The organism is Streptomyces sp. NPDC056222 (genome assembly GCF_042264065.1).
In the GTDB taxonomy this organism is placed as follows: domain Bacteria; phylum Actinomycetota; class Actinomycetes; order Streptomycetales; family Streptomycetaceae; genus Streptomyces.
Window position 1 is genome coordinate 37,546 of the sequence record NZ_JBHJTL010000052.1, and the last position, 18,979, is coordinate 56,524.

The 18,979-nt window shown below is 71.3% G+C and carries 19 protein-coding genes; 8 read left to right on the plus strand and 11 right to left on the minus strand.

The genetic code is table 11. From position 1 onward, the window contains the following. Positions 1-141: 141 nt before the first annotated feature. From ACFC0D_RS23490 to ACFC0D_RS23525, 8 genes are all read right to left on the minus strand, one after another. On the minus strand, positions 142-561 hold the full coding sequence (locus ACFC0D_RS23490) for a rhodanese-like domain-containing protein (protein ID WP_376439175.1): 420 nt from the start codon (positions 559-561) through the stop codon (positions 142-144). Further along, positions 558-1,106, minus strand: coding sequence for a cysteine dioxygenase (locus ACFC0D_RS23495; protein WP_376439177.1), 549 nt, complete (start codon positions 1,104-1,106; stop codon positions 558-560). The genes ACFC0D_RS23490 and ACFC0D_RS23495 overlap by 4 nt, the downstream gene beginning before the upstream one ends. Positions 1,107-1,193: 87 nt before the next feature. After that, entirely contained in the window at positions 1,194-1,307 is a 114-nt protein-coding gene (locus tag ACFC0D_RS23500; RefSeq protein ID WP_376439179.1) for a putative leader peptide, read from the minus strand. Between the two features lie 5 nt (positions 1,308-1,312). Beyond that, entirely contained in the window at positions 1,313-3,091 is a 1,779-nt protein-coding gene (locus tag ACFC0D_RS23505) for an FAD-dependent monooxygenase (RefSeq protein WP_376439181.1), read from the minus strand. Positions 3,092-3,254: 163 nt separating this feature from the next. Further along, positions 3,255-4,184, minus strand: a complete 930-nt coding sequence (locus ACFC0D_RS23510; protein ID WP_376439184.1) for an amino acid ABC transporter permease — start codon at positions 4,182-4,184, stop codon at positions 3,255-3,257. After that, complete coding sequence (locus tag ACFC0D_RS23515) at positions 4,181-4,828, minus strand: amino acid ABC transporter permease (RefSeq protein ID WP_376439187.1); 648 nt, start codon at positions 4,826-4,828, stop codon at positions 4,181-4,183. The genes ACFC0D_RS23510 and ACFC0D_RS23515 overlap by 4 nt, the downstream gene beginning before the upstream one ends. Positions 4,829-4,955: 127 nt before the next feature. After that, a complete protein-coding gene (locus ACFC0D_RS23520; RefSeq protein WP_376439189.1) occupies positions 4,956-5,873 on the minus strand; it encodes a glutamate ABC transporter substrate-binding protein in 918 nt (305 codons plus the stop codon). A 63-nt stretch (positions 5,874-5,936) separates the two neighbouring features. Beyond that, a complete protein-coding gene (locus ACFC0D_RS23525) occupies positions 5,937-6,722 on the minus strand; it encodes an amino acid ABC transporter ATP-binding protein (RefSeq protein WP_376439192.1) in 786 nt (261 codons plus the stop codon). 292 nt (positions 6,723-7,014) lie between these two features. Here ACFC0D_RS23525 and ACFC0D_RS23530 point away from each other — a divergent pair, with 292 nt between their 5' ends. Then, positions 7,015-7,719, plus strand: coding sequence for a response regulator transcription factor (locus tag ACFC0D_RS23530; RefSeq protein WP_376439195.1), 705 nt, complete (start codon positions 7,015-7,017; stop codon positions 7,717-7,719). A gap of 15 nt (positions 7,720-7,734) precedes the next feature. Continuing rightward, positions 7,735-9,132, plus strand: coding sequence for a sensor histidine kinase (locus ACFC0D_RS23535; RefSeq protein ID WP_376439199.1), 1,398 nt, complete (start codon positions 7,735-7,737; stop codon positions 9,130-9,132). Positions 9,133-9,271: 139 nt separating this feature from the next. On the opposite strand, the gene ACFC0D_RS23540 is transcribed toward ACFC0D_RS23535, so the two are convergent. Further along, positions 9,272-10,270, minus strand: coding sequence for a TAXI family TRAP transporter solute-binding subunit (locus tag ACFC0D_RS23540; protein WP_376439202.1), 999 nt, complete (start codon positions 10,268-10,270; stop codon positions 9,272-9,274). A 334-nt stretch (positions 10,271-10,604) separates the two neighbouring features. Then, positions 10,605-11,510, minus strand: a complete 906-nt coding sequence (locus ACFC0D_RS23545) for a LysR family transcriptional regulator (protein WP_376439205.1) — start codon at positions 11,508-11,510, stop codon at positions 10,605-10,607. Between the two features lie 70 nt (positions 11,511-11,580). Between ACFC0D_RS23545 and ACFC0D_RS23550 the strand changes: the two genes are divergently transcribed. After that, positions 11,581-12,198: a maleylpyruvate isomerase family mycothiol-dependent enzyme gene (locus ACFC0D_RS23550; protein WP_376439208.1), complete on the plus strand. Its 618-nt coding sequence runs from the start codon at positions 11,581-11,583 to the stop codon at positions 12,196-12,198. 43 nt (positions 12,199-12,241) lie between these two features. Here the strand turns inward: ACFC0D_RS23550 and ACFC0D_RS23555 are convergent, their stop codons facing one another. Next, entirely contained in the window at positions 12,242-13,123 is an 882-nt protein-coding gene (locus ACFC0D_RS23555; protein ID WP_376439211.1) for a LysR family transcriptional regulator, read from the minus strand. A gap of 107 nt (positions 13,124-13,230) precedes the next feature. Between ACFC0D_RS23555 and ACFC0D_RS23560 the strand changes: the two genes are divergently transcribed. The 5 genes from ACFC0D_RS23560 to ACFC0D_RS23580 all read left to right on the plus strand — a co-directional run bounded on the left by ACFC0D_RS23560 (position 13,231) and on the right by ACFC0D_RS23580 (position 18,920). Continuing rightward, positions 13,231-14,451 (plus strand): four-carbon acid sugar kinase family protein, encoded by a 1,221-nt coding sequence (locus ACFC0D_RS23560; RefSeq protein ID WP_376439214.1) that lies wholly within the window; start codon positions 13,231-13,233, stop codon positions 14,449-14,451. Then, positions 14,448-15,521, plus strand: coding sequence for a 4-hydroxythreonine-4-phosphate dehydrogenase PdxA (pdxA, locus tag ACFC0D_RS23565; protein ID WP_376439217.1), 1,074 nt, complete (start codon positions 14,448-14,450; stop codon positions 15,519-15,521). The genes ACFC0D_RS23560 and pdxA overlap by 4 nt, the downstream gene beginning before the upstream one ends. 309 nt (positions 15,522-15,830) lie before the next feature. Then, positions 15,831-16,508 carry a HisA/HisF-related TIM barrel protein gene (locus ACFC0D_RS23570; RefSeq protein WP_376439220.1) on the plus strand — a complete coding sequence of 226 codons (678 nt, stop codon included), beginning with the start codon at positions 15,831-15,833 and terminating at the stop codon, positions 16,506-16,508. A gap of 109 nt (positions 16,509-16,617) precedes the next feature. Next, complete coding sequence (miaB, locus tag ACFC0D_RS23575) at positions 16,618-18,138, plus strand: tRNA (N6-isopentenyl adenosine(37)-C2)-methylthiotransferase MiaB (protein ID WP_376439223.1); 1,521 nt, start codon at positions 16,618-16,620, stop codon at positions 18,136-18,138. 74 nt (positions 18,139-18,212) lie between these two features. Then, positions 18,213-18,920 carry a class III extradiol dioxygenase subunit B-like domain-containing protein gene (locus ACFC0D_RS23580; protein WP_376439227.1) on the plus strand — a complete coding sequence of 236 codons (708 nt, stop codon included), beginning with the start codon at positions 18,213-18,215 and terminating at the stop codon, positions 18,918-18,920. Positions 18,921-18,979 lie beyond the last annotated feature (59 nt).

Here is an 18,979-nt window from a genome sequence, read left to right on the forward strand (position 1 = left end):
TGTGGGCGGTACACCAGCCCGTGTGCGGCGGAGCGTCGACCCGTTCGCGGCGCACCAGCCGGGCGAGGCCGCCAGCCGGTCCGCACACGGCGAGGCCGGCAGACGGCTCGCGCACTGCGGGCCACCGGCCGTACGCGCGGGCTACCCCCGCGCCGCAGGCAGCAGGACCGGCAGGCCCGCCGCCTTCCACGCCTGGAAGCCGCCGATCACATCGGTCGCACGGTGCAGACCCAGCTGACGCAGCGACGCGGCCGCCAGCGAGGACGCGTACCCCTCGTTGCAGAAAACGACCACCCGCAGGTCGTGGCTGTTCGCCTCCGCCGCGCGATGGCTGCCCAGCGGGTCCAGCCGCCACTCCAGCTCGTTGCGCTCCACGATCAGCGCGCCGGGGACCAGCCCGTCCCGCTCGCGCAACGCCGCGTACCTGGTGTCCACCAGGAGCGCGTCACCCGCCTCGTACGCCTCGTGGGCCGCACGGGGCTCGATCCGGTCCAGACCGGACCTGACTCGCTCCAACAACTCGTCGATTCCCACCCGTTCGGCCTCGTTCCGCTCGCTCACTGCCAGTCCTCCGGGCGCTCGACCTGCTCAAGACGGAGCACCGCGCCCGATCGGCTGAAACGCCGGATCAGCGGGAGCGGCGGAAAGTACGCGTGCACGGACACGGCATGCGTGTCATGGGACTCGTTGAGCACCTCGTGCACATGGTGCTGCCCGAACGCGCGCCCCTTGCCCGCCGGCAACCGCCGTTCGCGGTCGACCCCGTCGGCCAGTTCCAGGGTCTTCCAGCCGCTCGACGGCAGCCGTACCGCCAGCGAGTTCTCCTTCAGGGTGCCGCGCGCGGTGGCGAACGCGCCCTGCGACTCGGCGTGGTCGTGCCAGCCGGTGCCCGTCCCGGGCGGCCAGCCGATCAGCCACGCCTCGCTGCCGCCCGGGCCGTCGAGCCGTACCCACGTACGCCCCTCCGGGTCGAGCGGGAGGGAGTCGATCAGTCCGGTGTCGGCGGCGGTACGGCGGACGAAGTCCAGAAGGTCGGCGGCAGTGGGCGCGAAGGATCCGGATGAGACAGCGGGGGGCGCTGAAGGCGCGGAGACATGCTGGGGCACGGAAGACCGTCCTGAGGGTTCGCGGAAGAAGCGCGCGACACGCACGCCGACGTCAGCGGCGAAGGGCACGCGAAGGGAGAGGCGAATTCAGCAGGACGGGCGACACACGCAGCCCGCGTAGCGGACGAGGTCCATATGGACCCTCCGCCACAGGCGCACATCGGTGTCGGTCACGCTCCGGAGTACACCATGTGCGCCCACGAGGGTCAATTGATGTCCGCGGTGCGGTCGCTCTTCTCGGACACGGACTTGGACACGGACTTGGGCACCGACGTGGACATGGGCTTGGCGACGGCCTGGGATGCGGGCTTCGCGCCGGGCCCGGACCCGGGCGCGGGAGTGCTCTTGGCCCCAGGCGGAGCCTTGGGCGTGGTCCTGCGCGGCTCGGGCTCCGCCGCCTTGCCGCCCCGCGTCGCGTCCGCCGCCGCGTACAGCTCGTCCGGCCGGACCCCGGGGAACGAGGCGACCAGATGGCCGTCCGGCCGTACCAGCAGGACGGTGTGGGCCGCGGCTCCCGGATACGCCTCGGTCACCAGCAACTCCGCCTTCACCGGCAGAGCCCGTACCGCCTCCACGAGGCGGGGCATCACGCCCGCGCTCATCCAGTGCCGCCGGTCCCACACACCCGTTCCGGGCGCGACCAGGACCACCAGGAGCCGCCCCTGCCCGAGCCGGTCCCGGAGCCGTACGGTCGTGCCGTCCGGCGCGGTCACCCGGACGTCCTCGACCGGTGCGCCGTCGTCCGTACCCACCGCCACTTGGGACGCACCGGCGTCCTGGGGCGCGAGGGGGGAGTGCGGATACGCGGGGGGCGCGCCCAGCGGGCCGCGCCCCAGATGCCCGTCGGTCAGCAGACTGTCGTGGCTCCGAGTGCCGCCCGAGAGGTACGTCCGCAGCCCCCCGCCGCCGCGCAGCACGGGCAGCGACTGGTCGGCGGCCCGCAGCCGGGAGGCCACCGCCGCCCGCCGCTCGCTCTGGTAACTGTCGAGCAGTGTGTCCGAGGCCCCGTGGTGCCAGGCGTACGCGAGCTTCCAGGCCAGGTTGTCGGCGTCCCGCAGCCCCTCGTCGAGGCCCTGGGTGCCCACGGCGCCGAGCAGATGGGCGGCGTCGCCCGCGAGGAAGACCCGGTCCACACGCCAGCGCCGCGCGAGCCGGTGGTGCAGGGTGTGGACGCCGGTGTCGATCAACTCGTACGGAGGTGTCTCCCCACCGCACCAGCCGGCCAGGGTGTCGCGGATCCTGGAGACGAGCGCGTCCGGGGTGACGAGGTCGCCGCGCGGTGGCAGCAGCCAGTCGATCCGCCAGACACCGTCCGGCAGCGGCCGTGCCGTGACCTCCTCGCCACCGCCCCGCCACGGCGGTTGACGGTGCAACAGGGCCTCGCCCGGCCAGGGGAGCTCGGTGCGCAGCGCGGCGACCGCGTGGCGCTCCACCGCCGTACGCCCCGGGAAGCGGATCGAGAGAAGCTTGCGCACCGTGGAACGGGCGCCGTCGCAGCCGACCAGATGACTGCCGCGCCACCAGGTCCCGCCGGGACCGCGGGTGTGCGCGGTGACACCGCTCGCGTCCTGCTCGATGGTGTCCAGCCGCGCCTCGGGGACCAGCTGGATGAGCGCCTGCCCGGCGATCGCGTCACGCAGTCCCCGCGCGAGGGCGTGCTGGGGGATGTGCAGGGGAGCGGCCGGCCCCTCGCCGTCACTCTCCGTACCGCCGAGACCGAGGCTCAGCTCGATGTGCCTCATTTGTTGCTTGCGGCGCAGTGAGCGCCAGCCGACCCAGCGGACCCCCTCGTCACGGAGGGTGGCGCAGCCGAGGCGCTCCACCATGGCCGCCATGTCGGCGCGCAGCACGACCGTGCGGGCGGGGCGGGGTTCCTCCTTGCCGGACCCCTCGTCGAGGACGACGCTGGGTACGCCCTGCGAGGCCAGGGCAAGGGAGAGCGCGAGGCCCACGGGCCCCGCGCCGACGATGATCACCGGGTCCACGGCGCGGCTCCTGAAGGCCGTTCGGTCATGCGGGTAGCACAGCGAAGTGTGGCGCGAGCCCGGTGCGTGATCACAGAACGTATGCAACCCATTGCGGGTGCTTGCGTCAAGCGACGGGGGCAGCGGCGCGACCGCCACTGCCCCCGGATGATGTCACATACTGTCAGTTCTTCGTGATACCAGGCCCGTCGGCGTCGCCCGCGCCGCCGCCGACCGTGTTCCCGAAGGCCTGACCGGCGTCGGCGGTGAGCACGACGTCCTTCGCGGCGGTGTCGGGAGCCAGGATCCCCGTCTTCGCCCGACGGCCCCGCTTCTCGATCCATGTGGCGAGGGCGGAGAGCGCCAGACACATCGCGATGTAGATGGTGCCGACGACCACGATGGTGGACACGTACGGGTACTGACCGTTGACCTGCGTGTTGGAGGCGATCAGGCGGGCAGTCTGGAGCAGCTCGGGGTAGAGGATCACGAAGCCGAGCGAGGTGTCCTTCAGGGTGACCACCAGCTGGCTGATGATCGTCGGCAGCATGGACCGGACGGCCTGCGGTATCAGGACGGTCGTCATGACCTGGGTCTTACTCATGCCCAGGGCGTACGCGGCCTCGCGCTGCCCCTTCGGTACCGCGTTCACGCCGGCGCGCAGGACCTCGGCCTGCACACAGCCGTTGTAGACCGACAGGCCGATGGCCAGCGCCCACATCGAGTAGTCGATCAGGAAACCGACCCACACGGCGTAGATCGTGATCAGCAGCGGGATCGAGCGGAAGATCTCGATGAAGCCGGTGGCCAGCAGACGGACCGGCTTGTGGTCCGAGAGCCGGGCGACGGCCAGGAGCACACCGAGGACGAGCGAGCCGATCGCCGCGAGGCCGAACGCCTTCAGGGTGGCGATGACGGCGTCGGCGATGTTCTGCCGGATGCCCGCGTAGTTGAAGATGTCCCACATCGCGGGGTCGAGATGACCCTTTTCGCTCAGCCGGACGACGCTCACGGCGATCAGCGCGATGATCGCCAGGGTGCCCACGACGGCGTAGATCCGGTTACGGATGCGTGCCTTGGGGCCCGGGGAGTCGTACAGAACACTGGCACTCATCGGGCGACCTCCATGCGGCGCTCCAGGAGACGGAAGATCCCGCTGATGGTGAAGGTGACGACGAGGTACGCGGCCGCGACCCAGACGAAGATCGGGATGATGTCGTAGCCCTGTTCGCTCATCAGCGTCTGCCAGCCGAAGAGTTCGGTGACGCTGAAGGCGCCCGCGATGGCCGAGTTCTTGGTGAGCGCGATGAAGATCGAGCTCAGCGGCGGCAGCACGGTCCGGGTTGCCTGCGGCAGCACGATCATCCGCAGGGTCTGGGAGAACGTCATGCCGAGCGAGCGGGCGGCCTCCGCCTGGCCGAGCGACACCGTGTTGATGCCGGACCGGACGGCCTCGCAGATGAACGCGGAGGTGTAGAAGCCGAGCGCGAGCGAGCCGAGCACGAACGGGCTCATCCCCGGGAAGAGGATCTCCGGGATGACGAAGAACGAGACCAGGAAGAGCAGCGTCAGCGGGGTGTTGCGCAGCAGCGTGACCCAGAGGGTGCCGAAGACGCGCAGGGGTGGCACGGGCGAGACCCGGAAGCCGGCGACGATGATGCCGAGGACCAGCGCGATGACCGAGCTGACGGCGGTGATCGACACGGTTCCTATGAAGCCGTCGCGGAACTCCGGGAAATGGTCGAGCAGTACGTTCATGAGGTCTCCGCGTCGGCGGTCAGCGGCCTACGGACAAGGCGGACGGGCAAGGCAGGGGCGGGCGTGCGCGCGCAGGGGGAGCGGCGCCCCGTACTCCCGTACGGGGCGCTCGCGGCCAAGCGGGCGATCAGTAGCGGTTGACCGCCGGCGGCTCGACGTACGCGGAGCCGGAGAGACCCAGAGTCGCCTCGTAGATCTTCTTGTACGTGCCGTCCTTGGTGTACTTCTCAAGGATGTCGTTGATCTTGTTGCGCAGGACCGTGTCGTCCTTCGGCACGCCGACACCGTAGGGCTCCTCGGTGAACGGCTTGCCGACCACCTTGAGCTTGCCGGCGTTGGCGGCGGCGTAACCCTTGAGGATCGAGTCGTCGGTGGTGACGGCGTCGACCTGCTTGGTGAGCAGCTGCTGCACGCAGTCCGAGTACTTGGCGAGCTCGGTGGTCTCGGCGCCGTACTGCGGCTTCTTGATCTCCTGCAGCGGGGTGGAGCCCGTGATGGAGCAGACCTTCTTGCCCTTGAGGGTCTCCGGACCGGTGATCGCGGTCTCGTCCTTGCGGACCAGGAGGTCGGCGCCGGCCTTGTAGTACGGACCCGCGAAGCCGACCTGCGCCTTGCGCTTGTCGTTGATCGTGTACGTACCGACGTAGTAGTCGACCGTGCCACCGGAGATCGCCGTCTCACGGGACTTGGAGTCGACCGTCTTCCACTCGATCTTGTCCTCGGTGAAGCCGAGCTCCGCCGCGATCATCTTGGCGATCTCGACGTCGAAGCCGGACCGCTCCTTCGTGGCCTGGTCCTCGAAGCCGAGGTACGGCTGGTCGGCCTTGGAGCCGATGACCAGCTTGCCGCGCTTCTGCGCCTCCTTGAAGGTGGGCGACTCCAGCTTCACTTCGGTGGCGACGATGTACTTGGGGAGCTGGGGGGCGCTCGAGTCGCCGGGCTTCACGGCGGGCTTGTCGCCGGCCGAGCCCTCCTTGCCACCACAGGCGGTCGCGGTGAGCGCGAGCACGGCGATGGCCACGGCCGCGGACTTGCGGAGCTTCATGGTGAACATCCCTTGGTTCGTGGGTTGTTGGTCGGCAGGGTGAATCATGAGGGCTGACCGTCGTCAGTGGTGCAGGATTTTCGAAAGGAAGTCCTTCGCCCGGTCGCTGCGCGGGTTGCTGAAGAACTCATCCGGCGTGGCCTGCTCGACGATCTTGCCGTCCGCCATGAACACCACGCGGTTGGCGGCGGAACGGGCGAAACCCATCTCGTGGGTGACGACCACCATCGTCATTCCGTCGCGCGCCAGCTGCTGCATGACCTCGAGGACCTCATTGATCATCTCGGGGTCGAGCGCAGACGTCGGCTCGTCGAACAGCATGACCTTCGGGTCCATCGCCAACGCCCGCGCGATCGCGACGCGTTGCTGCTGACCGCCGGAGAGCTGCGCCGGGTACTTGTCGGCCTGCGTGCCGACACCCACCCGGTCGAGCAGCGCGCGGGCCTTGGCCTCGGCAGCCCCCTTCGCGGTCTTGCGGACCTTGACCTGCCCCAGCATCACGTTCTCGAGCACCGTCTTGTGCGCGAAGAGGTTGAACGACTGGAAGACCATGCCGACGTCGGCGCGCAGCCGGGCCAGCTCCTTGCCCTCCTGGGGCAGTGGCCGGTCGTCGATGGTGATGGTGCCGGAGTCGATCGTCTCCAGGCGGTTGATCGTGCGGCACAGCGTGGACTTACCGGACCCGGAGGGTCCGATGACGACCACGACCTCGCCACGGGCGATGGTCAGGTCGATGTCCTGGAGCACATGCAGCGCGCCGAAGTGCTTGTTCACGTTGGACAGCACGACCAGGTCGCCCGCCGCCGGTACGGCGTCTTCCGAGCCCTTGGTCACTGACACTCCGCTCATCGGCTCTTGCTCCGTCCTCCTCGGTTGGGGAGGACACTAGGCACGCGTTGCTACCAGCGTCATTACATCTGAGCGGAAATTGAGGATAACGATACGGCCGCAACCGGACACACTGCGTGAACAGGACGCCCGGTGGCGTACCGGGTGCATAACAGAAACCCCGGGGTTACAGGGGGACACTTGACTGTGACGGCGACGATCGGCGTTCATGCTTGGTACACCCTGGTACACAGATAGCCGTCATCGGACGGCCGTCACCGTCACGCGATCACGCAGCCACCGGAGGGGGGCCATGAGACTTCTGCTCGTCGAGGACGACGACCATGTCGCCGCGGCTCTGTCCGCCGTACTGGCGAAGCACGGGTTCACGGTCACGCACGCTCGGAACGGCGAGGAGGCGCTGCAGGCCGTCCTGCCCGCCGCGCACGGAGAGCGCCCTTCGTACGGCGTGATCCTGCTCGACCTCGGCCTGCCCGACCAGGACGGCTACCAGGTCTGCGGCCGGATCCGTAAGCTCACCGCCACCCCCGTGATCATGGTGACGGCGCGGGCGGACGTGCGCTCCCGCATACACGGGCTCAACCTCGGGGCCGACGACTACGTGGTCAAGCCGTACGACACCGGGGAGCTGCTCGCGCGGATCCACGCCGTCAGCCGGCGTACGGCCGGTGGCGAGGAGTCCGGCGCGGCCGGCGACGACGCGGCGCTACGGCTCGGATCCGTCGTCATCGAGCTGCCCACCCGCCGGGTCAGCGTCGACGGCGCCGCCGTGCAGCTCACCCGCAAGGAGTTCGATCTGCTGGCCCTGCTCGCCCAGCGGCCCGGTGTGGTCTTCCGGCGCGAGCAGATCATCAGCGAGGTCTGGCGCACCAGTTGGGAAGGGACCGGCCGCACGCTCGAGGTGCATGTCGCCTCGCTGCGCTCCAAGCTGGCCATGCCCGCCCTGATCGAGACCGTGCGTGGCGTCGGCTACCGCCTGGTCGCCCCGGCCGCGTAGCCGCCCGGGCCCCACGTGCGCACCCGCCTCCTCCCGCTTCTCCTCGTCCTGATGGCCGGGGTGCTGCTCGCCCTCGGCTTCCCGCTCGCCGCGAGCCTGGCCGCGGCCGAGCAGCAGCGGGTGATCGTCGACCGGCTCGACGACGCGGCGCGGTTCGCCGCGCTCGCGCAGTTCGTCAGCGAGACCGACCCCGGGATCGACGAGCGCCGTACGACGCTGCGCGGCGAACTCGACAGCTACCACGACGTGTACGGCATTCGTACCGGCATCTTCTACCGCGACTACCGGGCCATGGCCGCCGCTCCCTCGGACTGGGGCGTACCCGAGGAGGGCGAGGGCCGCAGGGCCTTCCAGGAGGCGCTGCTCGGCCGCCGCAGCCACGACCCGCCGCAGGTCTGGCCCTGGCAGCCGAACGCCCGTCTCACCATCGCCTCGCCCGTCGTACGGGACGGTGACGTCGTCGCCGTCGTGGTCACCGACTCGCCCACCGGGCAGCTGCGTTCGCGCATCCTGCACGGCTGGCTGATCATCGCGGCGGGCGAGTTCGCGGCGATGCTGCTCGCCGTCGGCGCCGCCTTCCGGCTCACCGGCTGGGTGCTGCGTCCGGTCCGGGTCCTCGACGCCGTCACGCACGACATCGCCACCGGTCAGATGAACTCCCGGGTGGCCGAGGCGGGCGGTCCGCCCGAACTGCGCCGACTGGCCCGCTCGTTCAACGAGATGGCCGACAACGTCGAGGACGTGCTGGAACAGCAGCGGGCCTTTGTCGCCGACGCCTCGCACCAGTTGCGCAACCCGCTCTCCGCGCTGCTGCTGCGCATCGAGCTGCTCGCCCTCGAACTGCCCGAGGGCAACGAGGAGATCGCTTCCGTACGCACCGAGGGCAAGCGGCTCGCCCAGGTCCTCGACGACCTGCTCGATCTGGCGCTCGCAGAGCACGCCGCCGCCGATCTTCGGCTCACCGACATCGGCGCGATGGCGGCCGAGCGGATGTCCGCCTGGCGGCCGCTCGCCGAGGAGAAGGGCGTGCGGCTGAGCGGCGAGTGGCGCGCGGTGACGGCGTGGGCGGATCCGGTGGCGCTCTCCAGCGCGCTGGACGCGGTGATCGACAACGCGCTGAAGTTCACGCCGCCGGGCGAGGAGGTGACGGTGGCCGTCGCGTCCGGTGGAGACACCTGCACGATCGTCGTGGCGGACCACGGCCCGGGGCTGACGGACGAGGAGCTCGAACGGGTCGGCGACCGCTTCTGGCGCAGCAACCGACACCAGAACATCAAGGGCTCGGGTCTGGGGCTGTCCATCTCCCGGGTCCTGCTGGCGGCAGGGGGCGGCTCGATCGCGTACGCACCCAACGAGCCGCACGGGCTGCGGGTGACGGTCACGGTGCCGAGGACGGGGCCGCAGGGGCGGTGAGGGGGCGGTGGCGGTCCTGGGGGTACGGCTCGGCTCGGGGCTCAGCGCTTGGGCTCGCGGCTAGCTGCATAAAGCGTTGGGCATGCGGCTGAGGCATTCGGCTGCGGCCACGGGCACTGTCTGCGCCTGCGACTACGGTTTAGGGCTTCACGGAGCGGTAGTAGCGCTGGGCGCCCTCGTGCAGGGCCAAGGGCTCTGTGTAGATGGCGGTCCGCAGATCGACCAGCTGGGCCGGGTGCACCTGGCCGCCGATCCGGTCACGGCTTCTGATCACTGTGCGGGTGAAACCCTCCACGAGCGACGAATCCGCCGCTTCGGTCGTCACGAGGAGGTTCGCGACGGCGAGCGTCTCCACCGGTTGTCCGTCCTGCGCGCGGGTGTAGGCGTCGGCCGGGATGACGGCGGAGCGGTAGTGGCGGTTCGACTCGCCGACGTCGTGGAGGTTGTCGACCAGCGTCGCGTCCAGCGGAACGAGCCGTACCGGAAAGCGCTCGGAGAGCTCCTGGACGGCTTCGGTGGGCAGACCGCCGGACCAGAAGAACGCGTCCAGCTGCCCGCGCTCCAGAAGGCCCGGCATCGTGTCGATGCCGGCCGACACCGGCTTGATGTCGACGTCGGGAGTGAGGCCCCCTGCCGCGAGGACCCGGTCCGCGATGAGCCGGACCCCGGAGCCCTCCTGGCCGACGCCGACCCGCAGCCCGCGCAGGTCGGCGACCGACCGCACAGGGGCGTCCTTGCGGACGACGAGCTGTACGTAGTCGTCGTAGAGGCGGGCACAGCCGCGCAGTTGGTCGAACCCGGGCTTCCGGTCCCGCTGGTACTGCGCCACGGCATCGGAGGTCGCGATGGTGAAGTCCGCCTCGCCGGATGCCAGCCGCGCGAGATTCTGCTGGGAGCCCTCGCTGTTCCGGAGCGCTATCGAGACGTCCGGCAGATCACGGGCGAGGGCCTGCTGCAAGAGCTTGCCGTACCGCTGGTAGACGCCGCTGGGGACTCCCGTACTGAATGTGACCTGTCCACTGGGCGCGGGCGAACCGAAAGGAACCAGCCACCAGACGAGCAGCCCGCACACCACCAGAACCGCCGCCGACACCGGGAGCAGGCGACGACGGACGGCACGGGAGAGCGACTGGAGCATGGCGCGATCCTGCCAGCTCGGATGCCGACCTGGCCAGGCCGGCCGGACGGGGCCCGCAGGGGCGGCGCCCATCCTCGACCTTCCCACGCCGGCTGGGGCACCCGTTCCGCCGGGGCGGGCGCACCCTCGACCCCCGCTCACTCCCGTTGTGGGCAGCTGTTCCGCTGGGGCTGGGGTCCCTCCGGACGCAGTCCGGGGGAGGGTGGGCGCAACGGACGGCGCCCTTGCCGGGCTCAGGCCCCGGTCCGTACGGTGCCCACGGGTGCGGCGGTGCGGTGCAGCCCGGCGGAGCCGGTGACCGTCCACCGGCCGGGCCCGCCTTCAAGCCGACGCTTCACTCCGGTACCGGGAGCGCCCCGTGCAAGAGGTTCAGGAGCGCCTTGGCAGCAGGGCCGGAGGGGCCTTCGGCGTGCCAGGCCATGGCGACGCGGCCACGCGCGCGTGGATCGGCCAGTGGCCGGAGCCGTAGCCCCGGGAGCTCCGCCGCCTCCTCCGGACTCGCCGGAAGAACCGCCACGCCCAGCCCCCGCGCCGCCAGCTGTGCCAGCAGATGGGGCGCGGCCGCTTCGAAGGCCACATGTGGGGCGAAGCCCGATTCCGCGCACAGCCGGTCGAGGACCCCACGCACCCCCGTCCCACGCGGCAGACAGATCAGCCGCCGGCCGCGCAACGCGGAGAGCGCCAGGTCCCCGCCCTCGCTCGCCAGCCCGTCGTCCGAGGCCACCGCGGCGACCAGCGGCTCGTCGACCACCAGCCGCAGCGCGAGCCCCGGCAGAGGCCCCGCCTCCGCGAGACCGACCATCGCGATGTCGAGCGCACCGGCGCGCAGCGCTTCCAGCATCCGCTCCGACGTGTCCTCGGTGAGCGCGATCTCCACCTCGGGATGGGAGGCGTGGAAGTCGGCCAGCAGCCCCGCCATGTCGAACGCGTCAGCGGCGGCTCCCGACACGATCCCGATCGCCACCCGCCCCCGCAACAGCCCCGTGAACTCGGCGACCGTCTCCCGTACCGCGTCGACGGCGGCCAGAGCCGCCCGCGCGTACGGCAGCACCGCCGCCCCCACCTCCGTCGGCGTGACCGCGCGCCCCGTCCGGTCGAGCAGCCGTTGGCCCAGCTCCCGCTCCAGCTGCCCGATCTGCGCGCTGACCCCCGGCTGCGCCACATGGAGGCGCGCGGCGGCCCGGGTGAAGTTGGCCTCCTCGACCACTGTCACGAAGTACCGCAGCTGACGAAGTTCCATAACCAGTGATTCTAGAAACCAGAAGATCCATGTCTTGGACTTATGGAGACCCACCGCCCAGGCTGAAGCCATGGGAATCAGAGACGACATCGCCTCCGAACGCCGCGAGCTCGCCGCCCTCCTCGGCACCCTCACGGACACGCAGTGGGACACGCCCAGTCTCTGCGCGGGATGGCGGGTGCGGGAGGTGGCCGCCCACATGACCATGGCCATGCGTCACTCCGTCCCGCGCATCGCCGCCGAGCTCGTCAGGAGCCGCGGCAGCCTCGACCGCATGGCCGACCGTCTCGCGCGCCACGACACCGCCGGCCTGACGGCGGAGGAGCTGGCCGCTTCCCTGCGTGACAACGCCGACCACCCCTGGAAGCCGCCGGTCGGCGGTCACGCGATGGCGCTCGCCCACGACGTGATCCACGGCCTCGACATCACCGTCGCCCTCGGTCTCGAGCGACGTGTACCGGAGGGCCGACTGCGCACCGTCCTCGCGCGCGTCACCCCCCGAGGCGCCCGCTTCTTCGGCGCCGACCTCGGCGGGATCGCCCTCCGCGCCGACGACCTCGACTGGTCCTTCGGCAGTGGTGCACCGGTGACCGGCAACGCGCAGGACCTGCTGCTCCTCGCCTTCGGTCGCCGACCGCCCGGCGGCCGCCTGCGTGGCGCAGGGGCGGAGCGCTTCGTCAGCGCGTGACCGAGGGGGCTCCACCAAGCCGTCCACTCCGGTGAGCCGAGGGTCACAACTCGACCGCCTGGCTCCTCAACCACCCGAGCAGGCCGGCGATCCGGCCGTCCTGCTCGGGCGGCTGCGGGCTCAGCAGGTGGTACCCCGTGCCGTCCGCGACCAGGCCGAACGGCGCCACCAACTGTCCGCGCATCAGATCGTCATGGACGAGCGCGTACGGACCGATGGCGACACCGACGCCCGCGACGGCCGCCTGCAGCGCCAGATAGAAGTGCTCGAAGGTCTGCTCCGCGGCGGCCTCGACCCGTCGACGCGCCAGACGCTGCCAGTCCTCCCAGGCCCGCGGCCGGGTGCTCGTGTGCAGAATCGTCACGCCGACGACGCCACCCTTGCCCGTCACCCGCTCCGCCATGTCCGGACTGCAGACCGGACCGATCCGCTCCATGAACAGCGGAGAGCGGCTCACCTCCTCCGGTACCGGAAAGTCGTCGCGGCGCAGCGCGACGTCGACGGTGTCCCGATCGAACGACACGGGCCCACCGCCCGCCGAAAGATGCACGGTGAGACCGGGTACCTGGACGGCGAGGTCCGGCAGGCGGGGGATGAGCCAGCGCATCAACAGCGTGGGCTCGCAGGACAGCGCGAGCGGGCCGCCGCGTTCCCGGCGCGTTACCTCCCGGGCGGCCGTGTCGACCTGATCGAGCGCGTCACGGACGGCGGCCGCCAGGCGGCGCGCCTGCGGTGTGGGACGCAGGGACCGTGTCCCACGCTCGAAGAGGGTGACGCCCAGGGACTTCTCCAGGTTCTGGATCTGACGGCTGACCGCGCCGTGGGTGACATGGAGCTCCTGAGCGGCTCGGGTCATGCTCGCGTGCCGCACGGTCGCCTCGAAGGGCAGCAGCGAATTCAGCGGAGGAAGGTCGGGCCAGCGCATGTGTGAAATCTACTCACAGGTGGGGTGAGAAGGAATCGCTTGTCCAGCGGCTTTCCGGGCGTCAGTGTTGATGTCGTCACCGGTCGGCGATCCGAGGAGGACGACGCATGTGGGTGGGACCCCAGGACGATCCCGTGTCGAGCATCGCGGTGCTCGCGGACGATCTCACCAGCGCCGGCGACGGCGCGGCGCCGTTCCGCAGGGCCGGCCACCAGGCGAAGGTCCTGCTGTCCCCAGCCGCGGGTGACACCGATTCCGGCGGGCGGAACGTGTACGAAGCGGCCGCGTCGGCCCCGGACGGTGTCGTCGCCCTCGACCTCGGCAGCAGGCTGCTGGACGAGCCGGCCGCCGAGACCCGGACCATGCGGGCCGCCCGCGCGTTCGCGACGGCAGACCTGTTGGTCAAGACGGTCGACTCGACACTGCGGGGGCATGTGGCGGCTGAGATCCGCGCCGCCCACGCCGGTTCGGGCCGGCGGGCGGTCGTCGTCGCGCCCGCGTTCCCCGCCGAGGGCAGGACCACGCTCCGCGGGATCCAGCACGTGCAGGGCGTGCCGGTGCACGACACGGAGTTCGCCCGAGACCCGGCGCACCCGGTGCGCTGCTCGGACCTCACGCGGCTGCTTCCGGAGGCCGAGCATCTGGAACCGGATCAGTTCGAGAAGCTGCCCGAACTGATCGGACAGGGAGGCGTGTTCGTCTGCTCGGCGGTCACGGACGTCGACCTCGACCGCCTTGTCTCCTCCGCGCCCCGGGCGCGCGAAGTGCTGTGGGTCGGCTCCCCGGGACTCGCCGCGGCGCTGGCCCGACACCACTCCCGCACGCCGGAGGCCGTTCGCCCGGAGCTTCCCCGCGCCCGGCGCCCGCTCGTGGTCGTCGGCAGCGCGAACCCGGCCACCCGGCGCCAGCTGGACCGCATGCGGACGAGAGCGGACGTGGCCACCGCCGTTGCCGACGGCGACCACACTGCGGCCGTCCATGCCTTGCAGGGAGCCTCCGCGCCCGTCCTCGTGGTCCACTCCCCCGACGAACGCCGTACCGCCTCGGCCTCCCTCACGGGCGATCTGGCCTACGTGGTACGGGAGTTGACGACTGCCGGGAGCGTCGACGGACTCGTGCTCACCGGCGGAGAGACAGCCGTAGCCGTTCTCGAAGCGCTCCGGTCCGAGGGCATCGACCTGATCGACGAGCCCGAACCCGGGGTCGCGCGCGGCGTACTGCTCAGCCCGCCCCGGATCCCTGTCCTGATCAAAGCCGGCGGCTTCGGCGACGAGGGAACCCTCGACCGCCTGTGCCGCCTCCTCATGGAGGGCGGGCCGGTCTCATGACGACACCTCTGGGGCCGACAGCACCCGCCACGCCGCCCATCGCCATCACCATGGGCGACCCGAACGGCATCGGGCCTGAAATCACGGTCAAGGCGTACGCCGACCCACGCCGCCGCCCCACCGCCATCGTCATCGGCGACCCGGACGTCCTCGCCCGGGCCTGCCGCATCACGGGTACCGAGGTGACCGTGCGGCCGGTCGAATCCGTGGCGGAGGCGATCCACAGGCCCGGAGTCATGAACGTCCTGGCCGAGGGCACGCTGCCGGAGGACCTGACACCGGGCACGGTGGACGCCCGCGCCGGAGCCGCTTCCTTCCAGTACGTACGCCGGGGCATCGAGCTCGCCCTCCGAGGCGAGATCCGGGCCCTCACCACCGCCCCCATCAACAAAGAGGCACTTCGGCTGGCCGGGCTTCCCTACCCGGGGCACACCGAGATCCTCGCCGAGCTCTCCGGCACGAGCGACTACGCGATGATGATGGCCAACGATGAGCTACGGGTCGTCCTGGTCACCGTCCACCAGTCCCTGCGCACCGCGCTCGACGCGCTCACCACCGCCCGCGAGCTGGAGATCATCCGGCTGACGCACCGTACGCTCCGGGCCGGCGGTCGCACAGGCACCAACCCCCGTATCGCCGTCGCCGCACTCAACCCGCACGCGGGGGAGAACGGGCTCTTCGGGCGCGAGGATCTCGACATCATCGAACCGGCCGTCCGGGCCGCCCGGGGCGAAGGCATCGACGCCAGCGGCCCCTGGCCCGCCGACACGGTCTTCATGCGTGCCCGTGCCGGAGAGTTCGACGCGGTCGTCGCGCAGTACCACGACCAGGGGCTCATACCCGTCAAGTACCTGGGCCTGGAGCACGGCGTCAACATCACCATCGGCCTGCCGTTCGTACGGACCAGCGTCGACCACGGCACGGCCTTCGACCTCGCCGGCAAGGGCACCGCCGACCACACCAGCCTGCTCATCGCCCTCCACCATGCCGACGACCTAGCCGGTACGGAAACCGGCACCGCCGCCGCTGCCGGTACGGGGTCGTCGATCGCCATACCGACCGACACCTGACCCGATCGTGCCCGCATGGGCCCCGCCGGCCACGGACACCGCGCCCGCCGCCACCGACCCGACGGCACCGCCACCGACGCCGCGCCCGCACTGGTGCGGCGCCCTCACCCGCACAGGCCCCTGCCCGCCCCGCGCCCGTTGTCACCGGCCCGGCGGCACCGCACCAGCCCCGCGCCCGCCCCGACCGGCGCCGCGGCCTCACCCGCACGCACAGGCCCCGTCCGCCCCCGCGCCCGCCGCCACTGGCACCGCGCGCGCTTTCACCCGTATGCACAGGCCCCGCCCGCCCCGACCTGGAGGACTCTCGCCGTGGACTTCATCTTCATGCTCACCCGTGACGACAGGACAGTCACCGACTGCCTCGACGTCCTCGACACCGTCCGCGACCTCGGCATCGCCCACATCGGCTTCAAGGACATCGGCGTCGAGCCCGGCACACTGGCCCGCCTCCACCGGCAGATCAAGGACATGGGTGCCACCAGCTACCTGGAGGTGGTCAGCACCACGCGCGAGCAGGCCCTCGCCTCGGTGAAGTCCGCGATCGACCTGGGTGTGGACCGGCTCATGGGCGGCACCTGGATCGACGAGACACTGGCCCTGCTCGCCGGCACCGGCATCGAGTACCTCCCCTTCGCAGGCGAACCGATCGGTCACCCCACGAGCCTGGCCGGAGACGCGGCCCGCATCGCCGACGACTGCCGCCGGGCCGAGGCGGCGGGCTGCGCGGGCGTGGACCTCCTCGCCTACCGTGCCACGGACGCCGACCCGCTCGCCCTGGTCCGTGCCGCCCGGGCCGCGACCACCGGCCGCCTCGTAGTGGCCGGAAGCATCACCACCGCCGACCAGATACGGGCACTCGCGGACACCGGAGCCGACGCCTTCACCATCGGCTCCGCCGCCTTCAGCGGCTCCCTCAGGCCCGACGCGGGAACGCTCCGGGCCCAGCTGGCCGCCGCCGTCGAAGCCACGGCCACGACGGTTCGCTGAAGGGGCGCGGCGGGGCCCCGGAGTGTTCGCGGCGGCCTTCCGACGGCCTCGGGACCGCCCGGCGACGGCTTGGGGCGGGGCAATGCCCGGCACCGCATACCCTTGTTCCATGACCAGCAGCGACCGGAGCCAGACAGTGGACGTCCAGCGAACCTACGAAGTGCGCACCTACGGGTGCCAGATGAACGTCCACGACTCCGAGCGGCTCTCCGGTCTGCTGGAAGACGCCGGCTACGTCCGAGCCCCCGAGGGCTCCGACGGTGACGCCGACGTCGTCGTCTTCAACACCTGCGCCGTCCGTGAGAACGCGGACAACAAGCTGTACGGCAACCTGGGCCGGCTCGCCCCCAGGAAGACCACGCGCCCGGGCATGCAGATCGCCGTGGGCGGCTGTCTCGCCCAGAAGGACCGCGACACCATCGTCAAGAAGGCCCCCTGGGTCGATGTCGTCTTCGGCACGCACAACATCGGCAAGCTGCCGGTCCTCCTGGAGCGCGCCCGCGTCCAGGAGGAGGCCCAGATCGAGATCGCCGAGTCGCTGGAGGCCTTCCCCTCCACGCTGCCGACCCGCCGCGAGTCCGCCTACGCGGCTTGGGTCTCGATCTCCGTCGGCTGCAACAACACCTGTACGTTCTGCATCGTCCCGGCGCTGCGCGGCAAGGAGGAGGACCGTCGTCCCGGCGACATCCTCGCCGAGATCGAGGCCCTGGTCGCCGAGGGCGTCTCGGAGATCACCCTGCTCGGCCAGAACGTCAACGCGTACGGCTCCGACCTGGGCGACCGCGAGGCCTTCTCCAAGCTGCTCCGCGCCTGCGGCGAGATCGAGGGCCTGGAGCGGGTCCGCTTCACCTCGCCGCACCCCCGTGACTTCACCGACGATGTCATCGCGGCGATGGCCGAGACGCCGAACGTGATGCCGCAGCTCCACATGCCGCTGCAGTCCGGCTCGGACACCGTCCTGAGGGCGATGCGCCGCTCGTACCGGCAGGAGCGTTTCCTCGGCATCATCGAGAAGGTGCGCGCCGCCATCCCGCACGCCGCCATCTCCACCGACATCATCGTGGGCTTCCCCGGCGAGACCGAGGAGGACTTCGAGCAGACGATGCACACGGTCCGCGAGGCACGCTTCGCCAACGCCTTCACCTTCCAGTACTCCAAGCGCCCCGGGACCCCCGCGGCCGAGATGGAGGGGCAGATCCCCAAGGAGGTCGTGCAGGCGCGCTACGAGCGTCTCGTCGCTCTCCAGGAGGAGATCTCCTGGGAGGAGAACAAGAAGCAGGTCGGCCGGACCCTGGAGGTCATGGTCGCCGAGGGCGAGGGACGCAAGGACGGCTCCACCCACCGCCTCTCCGGCCGCGCCCCCGACAACCGGCTCGTCCACTTCACCAAGCCGGAGGCCGAGGTCCGTCCAGGCGACGTGGTGACCGTCGAGATCAGCTACGCCGCCCCGCACCACCTGCTCGCCGAGGGCCCGACGACCTCCGTACGCCGTACCCGCGCCGGCGACGCCTGGGAGAAGCGCACCGCCGCGGCCGACGCCAAGCCGGCGGGCGTCCTGCTCGGCCTGCCGAAGATCGGCGTGCCCGAGCCGCTGCCCGAGGCCTCCGCCCCGGCCTGCGGGAGCCACTGACATCGGGGTGAGCCACCGAACCCGTTCCGGCTCGGTGGCGGGGGACCGGAGCACGTCGCAGTAGGCTGCGGATCATGCTTGTCGCCGCAGCTGTGTGCCCCTGTCCTCCCCTGCTCGTGCCCGAGGTGGCGGCCGGAGCCGCCGGTGAGCTCGACGCAGCCCGTACGGCCTGTTCCGACGCCGTCGGGCTGCTCGCCGCCTCTCGGCCCGATCGCCTCTATGTCGTCGGCCCCGCCGACGAGAGTGCGCGCGGACCGTTCCCCGCCGGTTCGGCCGGCAGCTTCGCCGGCTTCGGCGTCGACCTCTCCGTCACGCTCGGCGACGGACCGGCGGGAGAACGGTCGCTGCCCGCCTCCCTCGCCGTCGCCGCCTGGCTCCTGGAACGCACCGACTGGGCCGACGCCCCCGTCGAGGGGCTCGGCGTCGGCGAACCCCTGGAGCCCGCGACGTGCGTCTCCACCGGCCGCGAGCTGGCCGCCACGGCCGACCGCGTCGCGCTGCTCGTGATGGGCGACGGCAGCGCCTGCCGGACCCTCAAGGCACCCGGCTATCTGGACGAGCGCGCCGCCGCGTTCGACACGGAGGCCGCCCGGGCCCTGGGCGCCGCGGACGTGGACGCGCTCCTCGCGCTGGACGAGAACCTCGCGTACGAGCTGAAGGCGGCCGGCCGGGCCCCCTGGCAGGTCCTCGCGGGCGCCGCGGAAGGCGCGGGCCTCGACGGCAGGCTGCTGTACGAGGACGCGCCGTACGGCGTCGGCTATTTCGTGGCCGCCTGGTCGTAGACCGCTCCGGAGACGACTCTCCGCAACACGGAACGGCGGACGGCCGCGGAGCTGAGTGC

Excerpts from the sequence above, each read along its gene's own strand:
- ACFC0D_RS23510 (WP_376439184.1), bottom strand. The coding sequence starts at position 4,184 with ATGAGTGCCAGTGTTCTGTACGACTCCCCGGGCCCCAAGGCACGCATC.
- ACFC0D_RS23515 (WP_376439187.1), bottom strand. The coding sequence starts at position 4,828 with ATGAACGTACTGCTCGACCATTTCCCGGAGTTCCGCGACGGCTTCATA.
- ACFC0D_RS23520 (WP_376439189.1), bottom strand. The coding sequence starts at position 5,873 with ATGAAGCTCCGCAAGTCCGCGGCCGTGGCCATCGCCGTGCTCGCGCTC.
- ACFC0D_RS23525 (WP_376439192.1), bottom strand. The coding sequence starts at position 6,722 with ATGAGCGGAGTGTCAGTGACCAAGGGCTCGGAAGACGCCGTACCGGCG.
- ACFC0D_RS23530 (WP_376439195.1), top strand. The coding sequence starts at position 7,015 with ATGAGACTTCTGCTCGTCGAGGACGACGACCATGTCGCCGCGGCTCTG.
- ACFC0D_RS23540 (WP_376439202.1), bottom strand. The coding sequence starts at position 10,270 with ATGCTCCAGTCGCTCTCCCGTGCCGTCCGTCGTCGCCTGCTCCCGGTG.
- ACFC0D_RS23545 (WP_376439205.1), bottom strand. The coding sequence starts at position 11,510 with ATGGAACTTCGTCAGCTGCGGTACTTCGTGACAGTGGTCGAGGAGGCC.
- ACFC0D_RS23550 (WP_376439208.1), top strand. The coding sequence starts at position 11,581 with ATGGGAATCAGAGACGACATCGCCTCCGAACGCCGCGAGCTCGCCGCC.
- ACFC0D_RS23555 (WP_376439211.1), bottom strand. The coding sequence starts at position 13,123 with ATGCGCTGGCCCGACCTTCCTCCGCTGAATTCGCTGCTGCCCTTCGAG.
- ACFC0D_RS23560 (WP_376439214.1), top strand. The coding sequence starts at position 13,231 with ATGTGGGTGGGACCCCAGGACGATCCCGTGTCGAGCATCGCGGTGCTC.
- pdxA (WP_376439217.1), top strand. The coding sequence starts at position 14,448 with ATGACGACACCTCTGGGGCCGACAGCACCCGCCACGCCGCCCATCGCC.
- miaB (WP_376439223.1), top strand. The coding sequence starts at position 16,618 with ATGACCAGCAGCGACCGGAGCCAGACAGTGGACGTCCAGCGAACCTAC.
- ACFC0D_RS23580 (WP_376439227.1), top strand. The coding sequence starts at position 18,213 with ATGCTTGTCGCCGCAGCTGTGTGCCCCTGTCCTCCCCTGCTCGTGCCC.